The 19,886-nt window shown below is 71.2% G+C and carries 20 protein-coding genes; 15 read left to right on the top strand and 5 right to left on the bottom strand.

Annotated elements, in window-relative coordinates:
• Positions 1–368 precede the first annotated feature (368 nt).
• From H7965_RS06510 to H7965_RS06500, 3 genes are read left to right on the top strand one after another with little or no spacing between them, the layout of a single operon-like run.
• Positions 369–1,532 (top strand): acyl-CoA dehydrogenase family protein, encoded by a 1,164-nt coding sequence (locus tag H7965_RS06510; RefSeq protein WP_186769742.1) that lies wholly within the window; start codon positions 369–371, stop codon positions 1,530–1,532.
• Entirely contained in the window at positions 1,529–2,161 is a 633-nt protein-coding gene (gene maiA, locus H7965_RS06505) for a maleylacetoacetate isomerase (RefSeq protein ID WP_186769741.1), read from the top strand. Before H7965_RS06510 ends, maiA begins: the two co-directional genes overlap by 4 nt.
• A gap of 38 nt (positions 2,162–2,199) precedes the next feature.
• Positions 2,200–2,532 carry a hypothetical protein gene (locus H7965_RS06500; protein ID WP_186769740.1) on the top strand — a complete coding sequence of 111 codons (333 nt, stop codon included), beginning with the start codon at positions 2,200–2,202 and terminating at the stop codon, positions 2,530–2,532.
• 108 nt (positions 2,533–2,640) lie between these two features.
• On the opposite strand, the gene H7965_RS06495 is transcribed toward H7965_RS06500, so the two are convergent.
• Positions 2,641–2,916: a ribbon-helix-helix domain-containing protein gene (locus H7965_RS06495; protein WP_186769739.1), complete on the bottom strand. Its 276-nt coding sequence runs from the start codon at positions 2,914–2,916 to the stop codon at positions 2,641–2,643.
• Positions 2,913–4,352 (bottom strand): class II fumarate hydratase, encoded by a 1,440-nt coding sequence (locus H7965_RS06490; protein ID WP_186769738.1) that lies wholly within the window; start codon positions 4,350–4,352, stop codon positions 2,913–2,915. Before H7965_RS06490 ends, H7965_RS06495 begins: the two co-directional genes overlap by 4 nt.
• 308 nt (positions 4,353–4,660) lie before the next feature.
• Between H7965_RS06490 and H7965_RS30770 the strand changes: the two genes are divergently transcribed.
• The gene (locus tag H7965_RS30770; RefSeq protein ID WP_261394093.1) at positions 4,661–4,792 is read left to right on the top strand and encodes a hypothetical protein; all 132 of its coding nucleotides are present in this window, start codon (positions 4,661–4,663) and stop codon (positions 4,790–4,792) included.
• Here the strand turns inward: H7965_RS30770 and H7965_RS06485 are convergent.
• Positions 4,776–5,390, bottom strand: a complete 615-nt coding sequence (locus H7965_RS06485) for an MSMEG_1061 family FMN-dependent PPOX-type flavoprotein (protein ID WP_186769737.1) — start codon at positions 5,388–5,390, stop codon at positions 4,776–4,778. The two genes, H7965_RS30770 and H7965_RS06485, sit on opposite strands and share 17 nt — an antisense overlap.
• A gap of 2 nt (positions 5,391–5,392) precedes the next feature.
• On the bottom strand, positions 5,393–7,024 hold the full coding sequence (locus tag H7965_RS06480; RefSeq protein ID WP_186769736.1) for a thiamine pyrophosphate-binding protein: 1,632 nt from the start codon (positions 7,022–7,024) through the stop codon (positions 5,393–5,395).
• Positions 7,025–7,237: 213 nt separating this feature from the next.
• Here H7965_RS06480 and H7965_RS06475 point away from each other — a divergent pair, with 213 nt between their 5' ends.
• The 4 genes from H7965_RS06475 (at position 7,238) to H7965_RS06460 (ending at position 11,823) form a co-directional block, all read left to right on the top strand.
• Positions 7,238–8,719 (top strand): circularly permuted type 2 ATP-grasp protein, encoded by a 1,482-nt coding sequence (locus H7965_RS06475; protein ID WP_456308122.1) that lies wholly within the window; start codon positions 7,238–7,240, stop codon positions 8,717–8,719.
• Positions 8,719–9,657, top strand: a complete 939-nt coding sequence (locus tag H7965_RS06470) for an alpha-E domain-containing protein (protein WP_186769735.1) — start codon at positions 8,719–8,721, stop codon at positions 9,655–9,657. The genes H7965_RS06475 and H7965_RS06470 overlap by 1 nt, the downstream gene beginning before the upstream one ends.
• Positions 9,658–9,832: 175 nt before the next feature.
• The gene (locus tag H7965_RS06465) at positions 9,833–10,591 is read left to right on the top strand and encodes a peptidase (RefSeq protein ID WP_456308121.1); all 759 of its coding nucleotides are present in this window, start codon (positions 9,833–9,835) and stop codon (positions 10,589–10,591) included.
• A 140-nt stretch (positions 10,592–10,731) separates the two neighbouring features.
• The gene (locus tag H7965_RS06460; RefSeq protein ID WP_222440490.1) at positions 10,732–11,823 is read left to right on the top strand and encodes an LLM class flavin-dependent oxidoreductase; all 1,092 of its coding nucleotides are present in this window, start codon (positions 10,732–10,734) and stop codon (positions 11,821–11,823) included.
• 9 nt (positions 11,824–11,832) lie between these two features.
• On the opposite strand, the gene H7965_RS06455 is transcribed toward H7965_RS06460, so the two are convergent.
• The gene (locus tag H7965_RS06455) at positions 11,833–13,065 is read right to left on the bottom strand and encodes an alpha/beta fold hydrolase (protein ID WP_222440489.1); all 1,233 of its coding nucleotides are present in this window, start codon (positions 13,063–13,065) and stop codon (positions 11,833–11,835) included.
• A 226-nt stretch (positions 13,066–13,291) separates the two neighbouring features.
• On the opposite strand from H7965_RS06455, the gene H7965_RS06450 reads away from it, so the two are divergent.
• The 7 genes from H7965_RS06450 (at position 13,292) to H7965_RS06420 (ending at position 19,806) form a co-directional block, all read left to right on the top strand.
• Positions 13,292–15,433 carry an acetate--CoA ligase family protein gene (locus tag H7965_RS06450; RefSeq protein WP_186769734.1) on the top strand — a complete coding sequence of 714 codons (2,142 nt, stop codon included), beginning with the start codon at positions 13,292–13,294 and terminating at the stop codon, positions 15,431–15,433.
• 48 nt (positions 15,434–15,481) lie between these two features.
• Positions 15,482–16,609: a Zn-dependent alcohol dehydrogenase gene (locus H7965_RS31670; protein WP_186769733.1), complete on the top strand. Its 1,128-nt coding sequence runs from the start codon at positions 15,482–15,484 to the stop codon at positions 16,607–16,609.
• Positions 16,606–16,893 carry a DUF6166 domain-containing protein gene (locus tag H7965_RS06440; protein ID WP_186769732.1) on the top strand — a complete coding sequence of 96 codons (288 nt, stop codon included), beginning with the start codon at positions 16,606–16,608 and terminating at the stop codon, positions 16,891–16,893. The genes H7965_RS31670 and H7965_RS06440 overlap by 4 nt, the downstream gene beginning before the upstream one ends.
• A gap of 229 nt (positions 16,894–17,122) precedes the next feature.
• Positions 17,123–17,821 carry a GntR family transcriptional regulator gene (locus H7965_RS06435; RefSeq protein ID WP_186769731.1) on the top strand — a complete coding sequence of 233 codons (699 nt, stop codon included), beginning with the start codon at positions 17,123–17,125 and terminating at the stop codon, positions 17,819–17,821.
• A gap of 64 nt (positions 17,822–17,885) precedes the next feature.
• A complete protein-coding gene (locus H7965_RS06430; protein ID WP_222440488.1) occupies positions 17,886–18,701 on the top strand; it encodes a sterol desaturase family protein in 816 nt (271 codons plus the stop codon).
• 5 nt (positions 18,702–18,706) lie between these two features.
• Entirely contained in the window at positions 18,707–18,910 is a 204-nt protein-coding gene (locus H7965_RS06425) for a hypothetical protein (RefSeq protein ID WP_186769730.1), read from the top strand.
• Between the two features lie 80 nt (positions 18,911–18,990).
• Positions 18,991–19,806, top strand: a complete 816-nt coding sequence (locus H7965_RS06420; protein WP_186769729.1) for an aspartate/glutamate racemase family protein — start codon at positions 18,991–18,993, stop codon at positions 19,804–19,806.
• Positions 19,807–19,886: the final 80 nt, after the last annotated feature.

Here is a 19,886-nt window from a genome sequence, read left to right as displayed (position 1 = left end):
GACATCGCCCGCGCCCCGCCGCGCGCCGCTCCGGGCAGGGCGCCGGCGGCAGGCAACGAGTGTCGAGCCGAGCGAAGCCATAGGCATCGGCGCGGCGCTGTACCTCAACCGCCTTCGGTCGGCCGCAAAGGCGGGTGATGCGGTCGGCCAAGGGATCCGGGCGGCGCCACGCGTGCCGCGCGCTTCCAGCCATGCGCGGGCTTGACCCACGCTTCCGGATCCGAGGTGAACACAAGGGATGGGATGGCCGGGTCAAGCCCGGCCATGACGATCCCGGGCGCCGCCCGCGGCGTTTTCCCGACGCCCCGCCGCTCATCCCCTGGACGCCGCCCACCCAACAGCCCGATACCGTCCCTGGAGGAACCGCCATGCCGCTCGATCAGCCGCCCGCCTTCGCCCTGTCGGACGCCACCGAGGCGCTGCGGGAGGTGGCGCTCAGCTTCGCCGCGGAGCAGCTGGCGCCGCATGCCCTGGCCTGGGACGAGCAGCGGCATTTCCCGGTGGAGGCGATGCGGGAAGCGGCGGCGCTCGGCATGGCCGCGCTCTATGTGCGGGAGGAGAGCGGCGGGGCCGGGCTCACCCGGCTGGATGCGGCGGTGGTGTTCGAGGCGCTGAGCACCGGCTGCCCCACCGTCGCGGCCTATCTCTCCATCCACAACATGGTCGCCTGGATGATCGACCGCTTCGGCGACGATGCCCAGCGGGCGGAATGGCTGCCGGCGCTGGTGCCGATGGCGAAGGTCGCCAGCTATGCGCTGACCGAGCCCGGCTCGGGCTCCGACGCCGCGGCGCTGCGCACCCGGGCGCGACGGGACGGCGATCACTACGTGCTGGACGGCACCAAGCAATTCATCTCCGGCGCCGGCGCCTCCGACCTCTACCTCACCATGGTGCGTACCGGGGAAGACGGGCCGGGCGGCGTCTCGGCGCTGCTGATCCCGAAGGAGACGCCGGGGCTCAGCTTCGGTGCCAACGAGAAGAAGATGGGCTGGAACGCCCAGCCGACCCGGCAGGTGATCTTCGATGCCGCGCGCGTGCCGGCCTCGGCCCTTCTGGGGGAGGAAGGGCATGGGTTCCGCTTCGCCATGGCTGGCCTCGACGGCGGGCGGCTGAACATCGCCGCCTGCTCGCTTGGCGGGGCGGAGGCGGCGGTGGCGAAGGCCCTGGCCTATGTGCAGGAGCGCCGGGCCTTCGGCCGCGCCATCGCCGATTTCCAGAACACCCAGTTCCGCCTGGCCGACATGCGGACCGAGCTGGAGGCGGCACGCAGCCTGCTGTGGCGCGCCTGCGCCAAGCTGGACGCCAAGGCGCCGGATGCCACCGCCTTCTGCGCCATGGCCAAGCGCTTCGTCACCGACACCTGCCACCGCATCGCCGATGAGGCGCTGCAACTGCTGGGCGGCTACGGCTATCTGGCGGAATACGGGATCGAGAAGCTGGTCCGCGACCTGCGCGTTCACCGCATTCTGGAAGGCACCAACGAGGTGATGCGGCTGATCGTCGCGCGGTCCATGTTGGGGAGGCGGGCATGATCCTCCACGGCTACTATCGCTCCACCGCCGCCTGGCGGGTGCGGATCGCCCTGAACCTAAAGGGCATGGCGGCGGAGCACCGCTTCCGCCACCTGCGCCGCGGCGAGCATCGGGCGCCGGACTACCTGGCGCTGAACCCGCAGGGGCTGCTGCCGGCGCTGGCTCTGGAAGACGGCGCGGTGCTCACCCAGTCGCTTGCGATCTGCGAATACCTTGAGGAAGTGCAGCCGGAGCCGCCGCTGCTGCCGGGCCCGCCGCTGGCGCGGGCGCGGGTGCGGGGTTTCGCCCAGGCCATCGCCTGCGATATCCATCCGGTGCAGAACCTCAAGGTCCTCAACCGGGTGAAGGCGCTTGGCCATTCCCAGGAGGAGGCGGATGGCTGGGCGCGGGAGGTGATCGCCGAGGGTCTGGCGGCCTGCGAGGTGCTGCTGCCGGATGCCGCGGGCCCCTTCTGCTTCGGCGCCGCGCCGGGGCTGGCCGATCTCTGCCTGGTGCCGCAGCTGTTCAACGCGCGGCGGTTCGGGGTGGCGCTGGAGGCGCTGCCGCGGTTGCTGGCGGCCGAGGCGGCCTGCCTGGCACTGCCCGCCTTCGCCGCGGCGGCGCCGGAACGCCAGGCGGATTTCGAATAGGCTTGCAACCGGGCCAGGCGCTGCGGCACATAAGCGGAATGATCCACCTGCTGGCCGCCCTGATGCTGAGCCTTGCCGTGCCGGCCGGGGCGCAGCAGCGCGCCCTGGTGATCGGCCCGGCCGATGCAGTGGCAATCCCGCCGCGCGGCGCGTTGCAGCCCGAACTCCCCACCGCCGTGGCGCCCCCTGCCCTGCCGCGGCTGGCGTCGCAGGGGCCGGCGCGCTGGTCGGCAAGCCGCGACCTGCCGCTGCCAAACCCCTGGCTGGTGGCGCCGCTGGCCGCCGCCGCGGCGCTGGCGGTGCTTCTGCCTGCCGGCGGCGGCACCGGCACCTCATCCGCCGGCGTCTCGGCCGGCCCCACCTCCCGCTAGAGCGGTTGCGGAGGGTGTGAATCCAATTCGCGGCAAACCGTCCTGAACCCCGATCGGGAGCGACCGTCGGGGTCCACAAAACCGCGCAGCGGCTGCGTGGGAATTCCCTCAGGCCGGGTCCAGGGGCCGCGTGGCCCCTGGCAGGGGGAGCGCGAGGGGAACAGCGCCCCTCTCGCACTCCCGCAGCGCGAATACCCTGAGCGCACTTGCCAGCGGCGTCGCCCGGACCGTGTCCACCTGCGTCACCACCGCCGCCAGGCTGCTGCCCCGCTGCCGCGCGACGCCATCCAGCACCGCCCAGAATTCCGGCTCCAGCGCCACCGAGGTGCGGTGCCCGGCGAGCTGGAAGCTGCGCTTGCGCAGGTGGCGATCGGCGCCGCTCATCCGCCCCCATCCAGGGTGGCGCCCGGGGTGACCATATCCTCCGGCCGCACCCAGCGGTCGAAATCCTCCGGCGCGACATGGCCGAGCCGCTGCGCCGCCTCCTTCAGGGTCAGGTTCTCCGCCAGCGCCTTCTTGCCGATGGCCACCGCCTTGTCGTAGCCGATCCGCGGGTTGAGCGCCGTTACCAGCATCAGCGAGCGGGCGAGGTTCTCGGCGATGCGCTCGCGGTTCGGCTCCAGCTTCAGCACCATGTGCTCGGCGAAGCTCTCGGCGGCATCGGCCAGCAGGGTCGCGGATTGCAGTACCGCCTGGATGATCACCGGCTTGAAGACGTTCAGCTCCAGGTGGCCCTGGGCGCCGGCGACGGTCACCGTGGTGGTGTTCCCCATCACCTGGGCGCAGACCATGGTCAGCGCCTCGGACTGCGTCGGGTTGGTCTTGCCCGGCATGATGGAGGAGGAGAGGCCGTCGGCCGGGACCACCAGCTCGCCCAGGCCGGAACGCGGGCCGCTGCCGAGCAGGCGGATGTCGTTCGCCACCTTGTTCAGCGAGACGGCGATGGTGTTCATCGCCCCCTGCAGCTCGACGAAGGCGTCATGCGCGCCCATGCCCTCGAACTTGTTCGGGTTGGGGGAAAAGGCGAGGCCGGTGCGCTCGGTCAGGATGGTGCAGAACACCGCATCGAAGTCGCGGTGGCGGTTGAGCCCGGTGCCGACCGCGGTGCCGCCCTGCGGCAGGCTCAGCAGCCGCGGCAGCACTCCACGCAGGCGTTCCTGGCCCAGCTCCACCTGGCGCGCCCAGGCCGCCGTCTCCTGGCCCAGGGTCATCGGCACCGCATCCATCATGTGGGTGCGGCCGAGCTTGATGATCTCCGCCCATTCCTCCGACCGTCGCCACAGCGCCGCATGCAGCCGGCCGAGCGCGGGCAGCAGCCTGCCCTCCACCGCCTCGACCGCGGCGATGTGCATCATGGTCGGGAAATTATCATTGGAGGACTGGCCGCGGTTGACGTGGTCGTTCGGATGCACCGGCTTCCGCGTGCCGAGCGTCTGGCCGAGCATCTCGTTGGCGCGGTTCGAGATCACCTCGTTGGCGTTCATGTTGGTCTGGGTGCCGGAGCCGGTCTGCCAGATCGGCAGCGGGAAATCGGCGTCGCGCCGGCCCTCGATGATCTCCTCCGCGGCATCGCGGATGGCGCCGGCGAGTTCCGCGGGCAGTTCGCCCAACCGCTGGTTGGCCTCGGCGCAGGCCCATTTGTGCAGGCCGACGGCACGGATCATCCCGGGCGGGAAGCGCTCGATGCCGATACGGAACAGGCGGCGGGCACGTTCGGTCTGCGGCCCCCAGTAGCGGTCGGCGGGGATGTCGATGCTGCCGAGGCTGTCGGTCTCGGTGCGGGTTCCGGCCGAGAAGGCCGTGGTGGTGTCGCTGCACATGGCATGGCTCCGGCTAGAGCGGATCGCGAGGGGCGCGATGCTGCCACCAACGCGACAGCGGCGCGAGGTTCGCCATCCCGGCGGCGGCGGCGGGACGCTTCGCAACACAGCAATCGCCGCGGCGCGGCGTTGCGCCCGGATCGTGGAACGAAGCACAGCATGCGCCTGCCCCTGATAGACCCCTCCAGCCTGAGCCCGAGCAGCGCCCGGCCTATGAGAATAGGTGCCAGGGCATCGCCCCCAATTTCAAGGGCTTCACCACCATTGTCGCCGGCCAGCGCCCGCCGGAGCTGACCTGGCGCATCGCGGTGCAGCGCTTCGGCCCGCATGGCGCGGCGGAGCTGATCTATCTGGTCGGCCTCTACGCGCTGGTGTCGATGACCTTGAACGGCTTCGACGTGCCGGTGCCGGAAGACGCCCCGGTCAATATAGCTGGGTGATCAGCCGTTGCTGGTACTCGGCCTCGTATTGCACCGGGTCGATGGTGGCGCCGGCGGTATGGGCGGCGATCAGCTCGCCATTGGTCGGCACGCCTTCCGGCCGCCGCCGCTCGCCCCAGAGCTTCGAGCGGATGATCGCCTTGGCGCAATGCGCATAGACCTCGCGCACCGCGACCAGCACCACCGTCGCCGGCGCCTTGCCCTGGGCGGCGCAGCGGGTGCGCAGCGCCGGGTCGGTGGTGATGCGGGCGGTGCCATGGACCCGCAGCGTCTCGCCGACGCCGGGGATGAGGAAGAGTAGCGCCACCTCCGGCTGCTCCAGGATGTCGCGCAGCCCGTCCAGCCGGTTGTTGCCGCGGCGGTCGGGCAGCGCCAGGGTCCGGTCGTCGAGCGGCCGGACGAAGCCGGGCGCGTCGCCGCGCGGCGTGGCATGCGGGCCGTGCCGGCCGCTGGTCGCCAGGATGCAGAAGGGCGAGGCGGCGATGAAATCACGCGCACGCTCCTCCAGCCGGTCGGTGACCTTGCGGATGAAGCGCTCATGCGGCGCCTCGTAGTGCCGCATGAGGCCGTCCAGGCTGGTGATCGCGTGCGGGTCCATGCTCAGCCCCTGAGCGCCTTGATCTGCGCCGGGTAGCTGCCGGGGTCCACCAGCACATCCACCACCACCGGCCCGGGCGCGGCCAGTGCCTGCTCCAGCGCCGCACGATACTCCGCCTCGTCCCGCGCCTGCAGTCCGAGGCCGCCGAGCGAGCGCATCACCCCCGCGAAATCCGCCATCGGCCAGCCGAGCGCGCCGCCCGGCAGCTCGCGCCCGCCCTTCTTGATGTCGATGAGCGAGAGGGTGCTGTCGTTGAACACCACCACCACCAGCTTCACCCCGAGCACCGCCGCCGTCGCCAGCTCGCCGAGCGCCATCAGCAGCCCGCCATCGCCGGTGAAGGCCAGCGCGCCGCGCGCCGGGTCGTGCAGCGCCGCGGCGATGCCGGCCGGCAGGGCGAAGCCCATGGTGGCGAGGCCGTTCGAGATCAGCAGGTCGCCCGGCCGCTCCGCCTGCCAGAAGCTGGTGCAGGGGAACATATGCGCCCCGGCGTCGACCGAAACGCGCGGATCGGCACTGGCGCGGCGGCAGGCGGCCTGCGCCAGTTCCACCACCGCCTGCGGCGACAGGCCACGGTTGCCGCCCGGTGGGTTGGCGAGGCAGGAGAGCCAAGCGGCGCGGTGCGCGGCGACCTCCGCCGCCGTCCAGGCGCTGCGCTGCATGCCCTCGGCCAGCGCCGCCAGCGCCGGGCCCAGCGCGCCATAGAGCCCGGCCGCCGGGGCGCGGTAGTGCAGCGGCCGCGGCGCGGTGCCGAGGTCGATCAGCGGCGCGGCGTAGCGCCAGGGCTGCGGGATGAACTCCACCGGATCGGCGCCGGCGAGCAGCACCAGATCGGCCTCCCGCAGCAGCGGCGCCTCCGCCTCGCCACCGGTGAAGACGCCGCCGAAGAGCGGGTGGGAGTCGGGGATCACCCCCTTGGCCTTGTAGGTGACCAGGGCGGGGCAGCCGAGCGCCTCCACCAGGGCGCGGAGCGCGGCGCAGGCAGCGGGGTCGGTCGCCTCCAGCCCGGCGACCAGCACCGGGTGGCGCGCCTCGGCCAGCAGGCGCCTTGCGGCGGCGAGGGCGGGGCCGGCCGGCAGCGCGGCGGGGCCGGCCAGGGCATTGGCCGGCAGCGGTGCCGCCGGACCGCGGGCGACCGCGGCCGAAAGCTCCAGCAGCACCGGGCCACGTGGCGCGGCGAGCGCGGTGTCCAGCAGGGTGGCGGCGATGGCGCCCGGGGCGCCGCCCGGCTCCACCGCCTGGGCCGCCGCCTTGGTCACCGGCCGCAGCATGGCGGCATGGTCGAAGAATTGATGGTTGGCGAAGGCCCGCTCCGCGCCGGTGAAGCCATCCGCCAGCAGCAGCACCGGCGCCCGGTCGAGGCGCGCCTGGGCCATGCCGTTCGCGGCATTGCCGACACCAGGCCCGCGCGTCACCAGCACCGCGCCGGGGCGGCCGGACAGCTCGGCCTCGGTCGCCGCCATGATGACCGCGGCACTCTCCTGTCGGGCCAGGACGAAGGGGATGCCGCGGGCCGCCGCCGCCTCGATCAGGTCGAGGGAGGAACCGCCGCCGGGCACTCCGAACAGCCGGGCGACTCCCGCCGCCTGCATCGCCTCGGCCACCGCCGCCGCCCCGGTCACGCCACTCGACATCCGCGCCTCTCCGCTGTCCCCTGGCCAGCATAGGCGGACGACCGTCATGGCCCAAACCGTGGCTGCCTGCCGGAGTGGCGCGCCCCGGGGCGGGCCTGTCCAAGCCTTGGGCAAACCTGCCGGAAGCCGCCATTTCCATGGCCGGTTCGGCTTGCGACGCCGCCATGCTCCGTGCTGCGTTGGCAGGGCTGGAGCATGGAAACAGGGGCGCCCGTGTCACAGGCCAGAACTGCCGCTTATGACGAGATGCACACCAAGGATGGCGTCCGCCCCGCCTATGCCGAGATCGAGCGCTGGCTGCGCGCCACCCTGCGCGAGGAACTCGACCGCAAGCGCCATGTGGCGGAGCTGCTGTTCCGCCGCATCGGCATCACCTTCGCCGTGTACGGCGAGGGCGGCGACCCCGAACGGCTGATCCCCTTCGACATCATTCCGCGGATCATCGCCCGCAGCGAATGGGAACGGCTTTCCGCCGGCCTCCGCCAGCGGGTGCGGGCGCTGAACGCCTTCCTAGCCGATGTCTACGGCAAGCAGGAGATCCTGCGGGCCGGCAAGGTGCCGACCGCGCTGGTGCTGGAGAACGAGGGCTACCGCCAGGAGATGGCCGGCATCGCCCCGCCGGGCGGGGTCTATACCCATGTCGCCGGCATCGACATGGTGCGCACCGCGCCGGATGAGTTCTACGTGCTCGAGGATAATTGCCGCACGCCCTCCGGCGTCTCCTACATGCTGGAGAACCGGGAGGCGATGCTGCGGCTGTTCCCGCGGCTCTGCGCCCGGCACAAGGTGGCGCCGGTCGGGCGCTACCCGGAGGAGCTGCTGGAGACGTTGAAGGCGGTCGCCCCCGCCCGCGCCGGCGGCGCCCCCTGCGTCGTGCTGCTGACCCCCGGTCCCTACAACAGCGCCTATTACGAGCACTGCTTCCTGGCCGACGAGATGGGCGTCGAGGTGGTGGAGGGCGCCGACCTCTTCGTGCAGGATCTGGTGGTCTACATGCGCACCACCGCCGGGCCGCGCCGGGTGGATGTGATCTACCGCCGGATCGACGACGAATACCTGGACCCGCAGGCGTTCCGGCCGGACAGCCTGGTCGGCGTGCCGGGGCTGATGGCGGCCTATCGCGCCGGCAATGTCGCGCTGGCCAATGCGCCGGGCGCCGGCATCGCCGACGACAAGGCGATCTACCCCTATGTGCCGGAGATGATCCGCTTCTACCTGGGCGAGGCGCCGCTGCTGGCGAACGTGCCCACCTTCCTTTGCGAGCGCGAGGAGGACCGCAAATACGTGCTGTCCCACCTCGACACGCTGGTGGTGAAGCTGGCCAAGGGCTCCGGCGGCTACGGCATGCTGATCGGCCCGCATGCGACGCTGGCGCAGCGCCAGGAATTCCACGCCCGCATCCTGGCGAAACCCGGCGACTACATCGCCCAGCCCACCCTCGCGCTCTCCACCTGCCCGACGATGGTGGAACAGGGCATCGCGCCGCGCCATGTCGACCTGCGCCCCTTCATCCTCTCCGGCCGCGAGATCCGCATCATCCCTGGCGGGCTGACCCGGGTCGCGCTGCGGGAGGGCTCACTGGTGGTGAACTCCTCCCAGGGCGGTGGCACCAAGGACACCTGGATCCTGGAGGATGAGGCGCCGACCGAGGCCCCGAGCCAGGGGCAATCCCAGAGCCGGTGGGTGGCCGGCTGATGCTGAGCCGCACCGCCGACAGCCTGTTCTGGCTGGCGCGCTACACCGAACGCGCCGGCAACGTCGCCCGCGGCCTGGCCGTTGCCTCCCGCATGGCCGCCGTCTCGGCGCGCCTCGGCGATGAGGTGGAGGAGTGGCATTCGCTGCTCACCGCCTTGGGCGGCGAGACCGACTTCTACCGCAAATACCCGGAGCCGACCGCCGAGGCGGTGGTGCATTGGCTGGTCTTCGACCCGGACAATGCTTCCGGCATCCTGCCCTGCTTCGAGGCGGCGCGGCGCAACGCCCGGGCGGTGCGCACCGCGCTGACGGTCGACATGTGGGAAGCGCTGAACGACGGCTGGAACCATCTGCGCACCCTGCTCCCCGACGCCACCGAGGGCGGCAACCTGCCCGACCTGCTCGGCTGGGTGCGGGAGCGGGTGACGCTGTTCAACGGCGCCGCCTACGAGACCATGTTGCGCGACGAGGCCTGGCGCTTCGTCCACCTCGGCACGATGCTGGAGCGAGCCGACAACACCGCCCGGCTGCTGGACGCGCGGCACAAGCTGCTGACCGCCGAGACCGAGGGCGCGGTGGATTACGTGCAATGGCAGGCGGTGCTGCGCTCGGTCTCCGCGCTCCGCTCCTACCAATGGGTGTTCCGCGAACGGCTGCAGCCGCGGCGCATCGCCGAGTTGCTGATCCTGCGACCGGAGCTGCCGCGCAGCCTGCTGGCCTGCTTCGCCGGGGTGGCGGAGACGCTGGAGGCGATCGCGGTCGGCCAGGGCGGCCGCCGCGGCGAATGCCACCGCCTGGCCGGCGGGCTGCATGCGCGGCTGCGCTACGGCCGCATCGACGCGATCTTCGAGGAAGGGCTGCACGCCTTCCTCACCACCATGATCAGCCGCGCCGCCGAGCTCGGCGGCGAGATCGAGGCCTTCTACATCCAGGGCTGAAGGCGCGCGCGCCCTTTCCCTGTACGGTCTGGCCTGACCCGGCCATCCGGTCGGTACGGAGGCGGATGGCCGGGTCAGGCCCGGCCATGACGGCGGAAGCGCCCGGAGGTGACGGGCGGCGGCCAACTCGCCTTTCCGCGGCACCCTGCTACTCTGCCTGGCAGTGCGGCTCGTCATGCATTCCGGAGTCCTCGGCATGACCTATTGCGTCGGCCTCTATCTGCAGGAAGGGCTGGTATTCCTATCCGACACCCGCACCAATGCCGGCGTCGACAACATCTCCGTCTTCAGCAAGATGCAGACCGAGGAGGTGCCCGGCGAGCGGGTGCTGGTCATGCTCTCGGCCGGCAACCTGGCGATCACCCAGGCGGTGTGGAACCTGCTGCAGGAAGGGGTCTGCCTGGGCGGCGAAAAGCTCACCCTCCGCACCGTGCCCAGCATGTTCCGCGCGGCGCAGCTCGTCGGCCAGGCGGTGCGGGAGGTCTACCAGCAGGATGGGCCGACCTTGTCGCAGCAGGGCATCGGCTTCGACTGCTCGCTGCTGCTCGGCGGCCAGATCGCCGGCGAGCCGCCGCGGCTGTTCCTGGTCTATGCCGCCGGCAATTTCATCGAGGCGACCACCGACACCCCCTTCCTGCAGATCGGCGAGCATAAATACGGCAAGCCGATCCTCGACCGCGTGGTCAGCTTCGGCACGCCGCTGGTGGATGGGGTGAAGCTGGTGCTGATCAGCATGGACAGCACCCTGCGGTCCAACCTGACGGTCGGCCTGCCGATCGACCTGCTGGTCTGCCGCGCCGACACCCTGGAGGTGACGGTGCGCCGGCGCATCACCGAGGATGACCCGTATTTCCGCTCCATCCATGACGGCTGGTCGAATGCGCTGCGCGAGGCCTATCTGGAGCTGCCGCGGCCGGAGTGGGGGCTGGGGTAGAGGCCCGCCTCGCCGCGACATCGAGCGGCAGCGGGAGTGGATCCGCATGGCGAAGATCCAGCCGGGCTGAGCCGCCGCCGCAACGCGGCACTGGCCGCTTTTCCGCGCTGCGGTCAGAATGCCCCCGACAGCAAGCGGGGATGGCAATGCGCCCACTCGAATTCGGCTGGTACCTGCCCACCAACGGCGACACCACCAGCTACGCCGCTGGCCATGACACGGTGCCGCCCGGCACCCCGATGTTCGACCGGGTGGTGGCGGCGGCCGAGGCGGCGGGATTCGAATACATGCTGGTGCCGGTCGCGGTGCCCTGCTGGGAAGCCTGGGTCACCACCGCCTTCATGGCCGGGCGGTCGCAGCGCATCCGCATGCTGGTCGCCGCCCGGCCGGGCTACATCAACCCGGTGATGCTGGCGAAGATGGTCACCACCTTCGACCAGCTCACCGGCGGCCGCATCGCGGTCAACCTCATCGCCGGCCAGAGCGAGGCGGAGACCACCGCCGACGGCATCCGCTACGGCAAGGAGGACCGCTACGCGCTGATGGCCGAGGAAGTCGGCATCCTGAAGGCGCTATGGACCGCCAGCGGGCCGATCGACCATGCCGGCGCCTTCCACACCCTGCGCGGCGCCCGCATCCTGCCGCCGCCCTTCCAGGCCCCGCATCCGCGCTTCTACCTCGGCGGCGGCTCGCGCGAGGCCTGGGAGATCTCGGCGGCGCATGCCGATGTGCATCTCTTCTGGGGCGACACGCCGGAGGGCATCGCCGCGCAGATCGCCGAGATCCGCGCCATCGCGGCGCGCCATGGCAGGGCGGAGGCACTCGGCTTCGGCATGCGGCTGCAGATCATCTGCCGGGAGACAGAGGCCGAGGCGCTGGCGGCGGCGAAGGAACTGGTCCGCGACGTCAGCCCAGAGCGCACCGCCGCGCTGCGCGCCAATGTCGCCAACTCGGTCGCCAACCAGCGGGTCCAGGCGCTGGCGCGCGACCATGGCGACTGGATCGCCCCCGCGCTCTGGACCGGGCTGACCCGGGCGCGCCAGGGTGCCGGCATCGCCGTGGTTGGCGACCCTTCGCAATGCGCCGCGGCGCTGCAGCGCTTCATCGATGTCGGCTGCCACAGCTTCTGCCTCTCCGGCTACCTGCATGACGAGGAGGCGACGCGCTTCGCGCGCTGGGTGCGGCCGATCCTCGCCGCGCGCAACGCCGCCCGCATGCCGGCAGCGGCCTGAGCGGCGGCGCTACCCCCGCCTGAGTTCGTCGAGGATCGGCACCAGATGCCCGGCGAACAGCGGCGGGTTCTCGGCAAAAGGGAAATGGCCGATGCCCGGCATCATCGTGAAGCGGGCGCCGGGGATCAGCGCCGCGGTCGCCGCGGAATGCTCGGCGGTGCAGGAGTAGTCGTACTCGCCGGTCAGCATCCATAGCGGGCAGCGCGCGGTGTCGATGCGGTGTACGCGGTCCCGCGCATCCCATTCGCCCGAGTAGAAGTCGATGTCGCGGGCGAAGGTGGCATGGCCGCCCTGGCTGTAGTGCCACCACACATCGGCGGCACAGGGCGCCGGGGATTGCGGCGCCATCAGCCCCTCGATCCATTCCGGCACGAAGACCGCCTGGTTGACCTGCGGGTGGTCGGCCCAGGCCACCTTGCGACCCTCGATATGCGCACTGGCCTCGCAGGCGACGATGCCGCGGAAGCTTTCCGGATGGCGCAGCGCCAGCTCCAGGCAGATCTCCCCGGACATGGAGGCGCCGAGCACCACGGGCCGGCGCAGCCCCGCCGCAGCGATCACCCCCATGATGATCCGGACGTAGCGCTCGGTGTCGAGGAACCAGGCCCCCGGCGCCTCCCCGGACGGCGGCGGCGACTTGCCATGCCAGGGCAGGTCGAAGGCGGTCAGCCGCCAGTGTTGGGTCAGCCGGCGGTCGGCCATCAGCCGGTGGAATTGCCGGCCGTCGGCGCCGGCGGTGTGCAGGCAGAGCAGGTCGAGGCCGTCTTCCGGCCCGGCCTGCTCAATCTGGATGCGCCAGGGCGGCACGCCGACATAGCGGCCACGGATCTCGGCCGGCTCCGGCTCAGCCAGCGGCGGGCGGGGGATCTCGGGCACCGGCGGCGCGCGCCCTTCCAGCACCCAGCGGCCGACCTCCAGCACCCGCCGCGCCAAATGCGCGTGCTGGGCGAAAGCCAGCTCCTCGCCCATGATGGCAAAGCCGGGCACCCGCATGCGCATCGCAAAGATGCTGTGGTGGTGCCGCGGCGGCACCGGTTGCAACGCCTTCGCCCAGGCCGCGGCCGGCGCGTGCAGGGTGAACACCGGCCGGTCCGGCGCCGGGCCGAAGGCGAATTCGGCGCGGCAGGCCTCGCTGGCGAAGGCGAACCGCAGCCCCGCATGGCGGGCCTGGCGGCGCAGCACCGCATCGGCCACCGTCGCCGTCTGCCATGCCGTGACGAAATCCTCGTTCCAGAGTGCCATCGCCGTCTTTCCTCCGCCCAGGCGCCGGCTACCGCGGGCTGGCGTTCATATCCGAACGCCAGCCCGCGGTAGCTTGTTCTTTGTAGAGCGGATTCACGCTCCGGGGCGTTCACGCCGCTCCGCGATCCGCTCCGGGCGCCACATAGGTTGACCACCCCGGCCCCGCGGCTAGGCTGCCGGTTCAATCGAAGCACCCGTGAATCGGGGTGGGCAAAGGGAGGCGGGGTTGCAGCAGCAGCGTTCCATCAATGGGCCCGAACCATTGCGCGATCCGGCCACGCTGCGCCGGCTGCTATCGCCCCGCAGCGTCGCCATCGTCGGTGTCTCGGCCGACCCGATCGGCTTCGGCGCCCGCAGCATCGGCAACATGCGCGGCTTCGCCGGCCCGGTCTGGGCGGTGAACCCGAAATATGCCGGCCAGGAGCTGCACGGCTTCCCCTGCTACGGCAGCATCGCCGAACTGCCCGAGGCGCCGGATTGCGCCCTGCTCGCCCTGCCCCGCCAGGGCATCATGCCGGCGGTGGAAGCCTGCATTGAGAAGGGAGCTGGAGGCATCATCGCCTTCGCCTCGGGCTATGGCGAAACCGGCCTCGCCGAGCGCATCGCCGAGGAGGAGGCGCTGCGCGACCGCTGCCGCGCGGCCGGGCTGCCGCTGGTGGGCGTCAATTGCCTCGGCATCGTCGACCATGTGCTGAAGGCCGGTGTCACCTTCATGCCGGAATATGCGCGCCTCACCGCGCCGGCCGGCGGCGTCGCCATCACCAGCCAGTCCGGCGCCCTCGGCTATGCGCTGATGCAGGCGGCGGAGCGCGGATTCGCGGTCTGCCACATGACGACAGCAGGCAATGCCACCGACCTCGATGTCTGCGACCTGGCGGCCTATCAGCTTTCCATGCCGGAATGCCGCGCCGTGGCGCTGGCGGTGGAAGGCTTGCGCGACGGCCGCCGCATCGCCCTGCTCGGCGAGGCGGCGCGGAAGGCCGGCAAGCCGATCGTCGTGCTGAAGCTCGGCCGCGGCGAGGCGGGGGCGGCGGCCGCCGTCTCCCACACCGGCTCGCTCGCCGGCAGCGCCGCCGCCTGGTCCGCCGCCTTCAAGCGTGCAGGCATGGTGGAGGTGGAGGATTTCGACGCGCTGCTGGAGACCGCCGGGCTCTTCGCAAAGGTGGGCAAGCCGAAGGCGAAGGGTGTCGCGATCGTCACCGCCTCGGGCGGCGCCGGCATCATGGCGGCGGATCATGCGGAGGCGCTGGACCTGCCCATGCCGCAGCCCTCGGCGGATGCGAAGGCGGTGCTGGAGGCGGCGATCCCGGATTTCGGCGCACCGCGCAACCCTTGCGACCTGACGGCCCAGGCGGCGAGCGACCCGACCAGCTTCGGCAAATGTGTCCTCGCCATGGCGGCGGACCCGCAATACGGCGTCATCGTCTATCCGCAGGTCTACTCGCACCACCAGACGACGACCGGGCGCATCCAGGAGATCGCCAATCTGACAGAGAGGGCCGGCAAGCCGATCATCGTCGCCTGGATCCCGGAGCAGCTCGAAGGGCCGGGGGCGGCGGCGGCGGATGCCTCGCCGGTGGTGCCGCTGTTCCGCTCCATGCGGCGGCTGATGAAGGGCATCAAGCTCTGGCAGGCCTATCACGACCGGCAGGAGGAAGCGCCTCCCACCCCGCCGCCCGGGCTGGAGGAGGCGATTGCCGCGTTGCCGGGCAAGGGCGCGGTGCTGACCGAGGCGGAAGCCAAGGCGCTCTTCGCCAAGGTCGGCGTGCCGGTGGTGGAGGAACGCCGTGCCGCCACGGCGGACGCCGCCGCCGAACAGGCGACGGCGCTGGGCTTCCCGGTGGTGCTGAAGCTCGACAGCCCGGATATCGCGCATAAGACGGAGGTCGGCGGGGTGCGCCTTCACCTTGCCGATGCCGATGCGGTGCGGGGCGCCTTCGGCGCCATCATGTCCAGCGCGAAGGCGCATGCGCCGACAGCGCGGCTGGATGGCGTGCTGGTGCAGCGGATGGCGCAGAAGGGGGTGGAGCTGATCCTCGGCGCCCGGCGCGACCCGCAGTTCGGCGCCATGGTGCTGGTCGGCACTGGTGGGGTGCAGGCGGAGCTGTGGCGCGACGTGGCGCTCGACCTGGCGCCGGTGACGCCGGAGCGGGCCGAGGCGATGCTCCGCAGCCTGCAGGGCTTCCCGCTGCTGGACGGGTTCCGCGGTTCGCCCAAGGCCGATGTCGCGGCGGTGGCGAAGGCCGTCTCCGCCTTCTCGGTGCTGGCCGCCGAGGCCGGCGAGCGGCTGCAGGAAGCCGAGGTGAACCCGCTGATCGCCGGCCCCTGGGGGTGCCTGGCGGTCGACGGGCTGGTAAAGTGCGGATGACATATCAACCGCTGCCGCGGTAGCCTCCCCCAACACCGGGAGGCGCCGATGGCGGGGGATGGGCAGCGATTCGCGGGGCGCGCGGCGGTGCTGCGGCGTATCGGCACGCCGATGGCGATCGAGCGCATCAGCCTCGGGCCGCTGGCGCCCGGCGACGTGCTGGTGCGGGTAACCGCCGCCTCGCTCTGCCATACCGACCTGGAGGTGATCGAGGGCCAGCTCGGCCTGCTCCTGCCGGCGGTGCTGGGGCATGAGACCGCCGGGACCATCGCGGCGCTGGGCGAGGGCGTCACCGGCCTCGGCCTTGGTGATCCGGTGGTGCTGTCCTGGAACCCGCACTGCGGCCATTGCTTCCAGTGCCGCCGCGCCCAGCCGATCCTTTGCGACAGCTACCTGGCGAACGGCCCGAAGGCCGGGCATTTCGACGGGCGCCCGCGGCTCGCCTGCGACGACGGCGGCCCGCTGCACCAGCTGATGTACCTCGGCGGCTTCGCCGAATACGTGGTGGTGCCGGCGCAGCAGGCGGTCCCTGTCCCGGCCACGCTGCCGCCGGACCGCGCCTGCCTGCTCGGCTGCGCGGTGATGACCGGCTTCGGCGCGGCGACGCATGTCGCGCGGATCGAATGGGGCATGACCGTCCTGGTGATCGGCGCCGGCGCGGTCGGGCTCGCCGCCATCCAGGGGGCGCGGCTGGCCGGTGCCGGGCGCATCATCGCCGCCGACCCCAACCCCGCCCGCCGGGCGATCGCCGAACGGGCCGGCGCCACCAGCCTCTGCGATCCCGCCACCGAGGATCCGGCGGCGCTGGCGAAATCGCTGACCGCCGGCCGCGGCGCCGATGTGGTGATCGAGGCGGCCGGGGTCGCCGCTGCCTTCCGCGCCAGCGTCGAGGCGGCGCGACCCGGCGGCCAAGTGGTCTGGCTCGGCAAGCTCGGGGTGAACGACGAGATGGGTTTCCGCTGGGGCGCGCTGATGCAGGAGAAGCGCATCACCCGCAGCAGCTACGGCGGCGCCCGTCCGGCGGAGGATTTCCCGGCGATGGCGGAGGCGTATCTCGCAGGCCGGCTGGACCTCGACAGCCTGATCACCCGTCGCATTCGGCTCGATGACATCAACGAAGGCTTCGCGGCGCTGAAGCGTGGCGAGGCGATCCGCTCCGTGGTGATGTTCGCATGAAGATCTATGAAGGCGGGCGCGGCCTGGCCGGCGCCGAGGTGACGGTGGATGGCGCGCCGCTTGATCCGCAGTTCGAGGTACGGCGCTTCTCGCCGATGGGCTTCGAATGGACCTACGAAGGCGACGGACCGCGGCAACTCGCCCTGGCGCTGCTCTGCGACCACCTCGGCGACCCGGCGCGCGCCCTGGCGCTGACCGAAGGCTTCATGCGTGATGTGGTGGCGGAGCTGGACAACGCCTGGGTACTGACCAGCGCGGATATCGACGCTGCCCTGGACCGGTGAAGGGCCACGTACCGGGGTGGCTCCGACAGGCGCGGAACACAGCACCCGGTACGCGACCCGTCCCTGAACCTCATCCTCCCTAAACCCGGCTTTCCGCAGGGCTCGACATATCCACGGGCGTACAATCCATATCCCGGTGATATATCTGATGCCGACAGTGTGGGTTGATCCCCGACCACTTGTCAACCGTGGTTGCGCTGCACGCGCGCTTCCAGCAAAAGCTGCAACAATGCCCGATACCCTCCCCTCCTCCCGTCGCAGCCGGCCGCGCCTTCGCGCGGCGGCCGACGAGACCATGACCGAACAGGCCTATCGCGCCATCGAGGAAGCGATCGTCACGCTCGACCTCGCCCCTGGGGAGGCGGTGAGCGAGACGCAGCTCTCGGCCCGCTTCGGCTTCGGCCGCACGCCGGTGCGGGAGGCACTGCAGCGCCTGGCCCGCGAACGGCTGGTGCGCATCCTGCCCCGCCGCGGCATCGTCGTCGCCAGCGTCGACGTACGGGAGCAGTTGCGCCTGTTGGAGGTGCGGCGGGAGATCGAGCGGCTGACCGCCCGCGCCGCCGCGCGCCGCGCGGATCCGGCGCAGCGCCGCCGCTTCCGCAGCATCGCCGAGCGCATGGAGCAGGCGGCGGCGAGCAATGACGGCACCGCCTTCCTCCGCCTCGACCGGGCGCTGAACCTGCTGATGCTGGAGGCGGCGCACAATGAATTCGCCGGCGCGGCGATGGCGCTGATGCACGGGCTGTCGCGCCGGTTCTGGTTCATCCACTGGCAGCGCAACGCCGACCTGCCGCGCTCCGCCGTGGCGCATGCGGCGCTGGCGCTGGCCGTTGCCGAGGGCGCGCCGGAGAAGGCCGCGGCGGCCTCCGACGCGCTGCTCGACTACATCGAGGCCTTCACCCGGGCGACCGTCGGCCCGGAGCCCTGACGCCCTTGCTTGACCGCCTCCGCACACCGCTGATATGTCAGCGGCACGGGAGCGGAGCGAGGCGATGGACGGAACGCCGGGCAGCAGCGAGGCGATGAAACGCGACCGCCTGTCGCGCCGGCAGCAGGCCTTTCGCGCCGATTTCCGCGCCAGGATCGGCCGGCTCTACCATGGCTGGGTGCATGTCGCGCTGATCTACGCCATCGGCGGCGCCGCCATCTGGTACTGCGCCCGGCAGGTCGTCGCGCCGGCCTGGTACGAATGGCTGGTGGTGCCGGCGGCCCTCCTCGGCGCCAATATCTTCGAATGGTGGATCCACAAATACGTCATGCACCGCCCACGGCGCGGCATGATGGGGATTTACAAGCGGCACACCCTGGCGCACCACCAGTTCTTCACCGAGAACGAGTACACCATCGACAATGCGCGCGACTTCCGCATCGTCTTCTTCCCGCCCTATGCGCTCATCGCCTTTCTGGCGATGTCGCTGGTGCCGGCCTTCCTGCTCAACCGCGCCGGGCTGGCGGATGCCGGCTGGCTGCTGCTGATCACCAATACCGCGCTCTACCTCAACTACGAATTCTTCCACTTCTGCTGCCATGTGAAGGACGACCGGATCGTCCGCCACCTGCCCTTCATCAACACCATCCGCCGTCACCATGCCGCGCACCACAACACGGCGATCATGATGGAGCGGAACTTCAACCTCACCTACCCGATCGCCGATTGGCTGTTCGGCACCAGCGACCTGCGGCGCGGGCTGCTCGGCCATCTGTTCAACGGCTATGACAACCGCCACCAGCGCGGCGACCTGAAGCGGGTGAGGCACACGCTGGACGACCCGCGCGCCGGCCGGCCGCGGGCCATGGCGGCGGAATAGCCGCCATGGCCGCGCTGACGCCGCTCGACGGCGGCCAGATCAAGCAGTCCCGCGCCTCATTGGTCGGCGGCATTGCGGTGGCGATCGGGGTCTTCGTGCTTTGGGTTGCCATCGCCCGGGAGTTGCAGGCGGAAGGCGTACTGCCGCTGCTCGCCGGTGCGGCGGTCAGCGCGCTGGTCGGGCTGTGGATCTGGCGGGCGGATCTGTAGCGCTACCTGCCGGCTATTGTCTTCCGTGCAGCGCTGTGGATCCTGCCCCTCGACACATTGCGGAAACGGCACGTCACCCCATGCGCCTCTGGTACCAATCCATGACCCGGCCGGATGCCTGGCCGGCCTATTCCGCCGCGCTGCGCCGGCTGCTCTCGACCGCCGCCGATCCCGGCACCGAATTCGCCGTGCACGGCATCACCAGGCGCGGCGGCATCGGCGACCAGTACCGCAGCCTGGAGTTCATCGAGACCATCGAGGTGCTGGAGAATGCCACCCGCGCCGAGGCGGAGGGATTCGATGCCGTGCTGCTTGGCAACATCGCCGATCCGGGCCTGCGGCAGGCACGGGAGATGCTGAACATTCCGGTGCTCGGCCTGTGCGAGACGGCGCTGCTGACCGCCTGCCAGATGGGCGCCTCCATCGGCCTGGTCGTCGCCAACGACAAGCACCATGGAAGGGTGATGGAGAATGTCGCCCTTGCCGGCCTCACCTCCCGCGTCGTGGCGGTGGAGCGGATGACAGTGGACCGGCTGGTCGACCTCGACACCGCCTTCGCGGAAGGGCCTGTGCGCGACCGCATCCTCGGCCAGTTCCAGGAGGCCGCCGCCGCCTGCGTGGCGCGGGGGGCGGAAGTGGTGATCCCCGCCGCCGGCGTCGCCATGGTGCTGGTGGCCGAGGCCGGGGTGCATGACGCCGGCCGCGGCACGCCGGTGCTGAACGCCGCCGTCGCCCTGCTCAAGGCAGGAGAGACGGCGGTGAAGCTCAACTGGCTGATGGGCGGTCGCTTCACCAGCCGCCGCGGCGCCTATGCGCAGCCGCCGGCGGATCAAATCGCCGAGCTGCGCCGCGCTTATGGTCCGATCTTCCCTGGAATCCAGGAGCCCGGCACCTGAGTATCAGGCCGGAACCATCCATTCCCATGATTGATTCGCAGTTTTAATACTTTCGTATCAAGCGAATTTACCGTGACATT

Origin of the sequence: Siccirubricoccus deserti (genome assembly GCF_014283215.1) — a bacterium.
In the GTDB taxonomy this organism is placed as follows: domain Bacteria; phylum Pseudomonadota; class Alphaproteobacteria; order Acetobacterales; family Acetobacteraceae; genus Siccirubricoccus; species Siccirubricoccus deserti.
Note: the sequence above shows the minus strand (reverse complement) of the source record. Positions and strands in the feature narration are given on the sequence as shown.